Source organism: Xanthomarina spongicola, from assembly GCF_003148645.1.
Classification (GTDB): Bacteria; Bacteroidota; Bacteroidia; order Flavobacteriales; family Flavobacteriaceae; genus Xanthomarina; species Xanthomarina spongicola.
Genome location: NZ_QGGP01000028.1, coordinates 1 through 1,213, shown reverse-complemented (window position 1 = coordinate 1,213; position 1,213 = coordinate 1). Strand labels below are relative to the sequence as shown.

General features: G+C 33.6%; 1 protein-coding gene. It reads right to left on the bottom strand.

Translation table 11 applies throughout. The annotated features are described in order from the left end of the window. Positions 1 to 33: 33 nt before the first annotated feature. Entirely contained in the window at positions 34 to 999 is a 966-nt protein-coding gene (locus LX78_RS14690) for an IS110 family RNA-guided transposase (RefSeq protein WP_109683530.1), read from the bottom strand. Positions 1,000 to 1,213 lie beyond the last annotated feature (214 nt).

The window sequence follows — 1,213 nt, the reverse complement described above, 5'->3', positions numbered from 1 at the left end:
ACAACAAAGAACTGAGTTAAAAAACAAACAATTTTAAGCTAATTTTGAAACAAAGTTTTCATCGTATGACAAACCACTCTTTGCGATAGCAAAGGCTTGCTTTAACAGCTTATTGGCCACCGCAATTAATGCTAATTTCTTACTCTTTCCTTTAGCTACAATCCTATCAAAAAGTGCCTTACATGCTTTATTATATTTACAAGCTGAAAACGCTGCTAAAAATAGTAGATTCCTTAATTTCTTATTACCCACTTTACTAATTCTACTTCTCCCTCTTACACTACTACCTGATTCCCGTATCGTGGGTGTAATTCCAACATAACTACATAGCTGTGATGCCGTTTCAAATTTCTTGAACCCATCTGTTACTACTATTAAAAACAAGGCCGTTTTTAAGCCTATTCCTGGTATAGTTTGCAATAAGGTTAGTTGGTGTTGCTGATCTTGTTTTACTAACTCCAATAGTCTGTTCTCTATAACCAATATCTCTTTTTGCAAGTGTTTTAAGTCTCTTTTTAATGAACTATAAACCGTTTTTGACGGAACACCTAATGTCTTTTCGCCATGAATCTTGTTCTTGGTTGCTGTGCTCTTCTTTACGTAACTATCCAACAGTCTAAAGAGTTGCAAGCATTCACTCTGGACATCTGTTAAAGCATTATACAAAGACACATCATTAAACTCGCCATACTCACAAATAGATTTAGCATCGCTCTTATCTGTTTTTACTTTTGCTAACTTCATTTGAATAAAACGCTTAACCGATAACGGATTTACTACAGAAACCAATACACCGTTTTTATGTAAAAACTGAGCTAATCGGTAATGATAATATCCTGTAGCTTCCATAACAACTAATGCTGCTCTTGGTAAGCCTTTTAATAGTGTTTTAAAGCCAGACACATCATTCTTTAGTTGATAATGACCTGTATTCTCATTATAAACATCAAACACAGATTTACTGATGTCAATACCATAAATTTTTCTATCTTTAGTCATAAGAACTGAATTTTGGAAAGAACAGATGCTACTCACATTTCAACAACTTGAAAACGAGATCTAGGTCTCACAGAACTGAACGAAGTTTAAGTAGTAAAAGAGAGAGGATTATCAATGTTGCCGAAGTCTAAATGCTTCACCGTGTATAGTAACCTTAATTCTCTCTTTTGTTCTTTCTGATTATTACTTAAATTTAGTGAATTACAAACTTAAG

Excerpts from the sequence above, each read along its gene's own strand:
- LX78_RS14690 (WP_109683530.1), bottom strand. The coding sequence starts at position 999 with ATGACTAAAGATAGAAAAATTTATGGTATTGACATCAGTAAATCTGTG.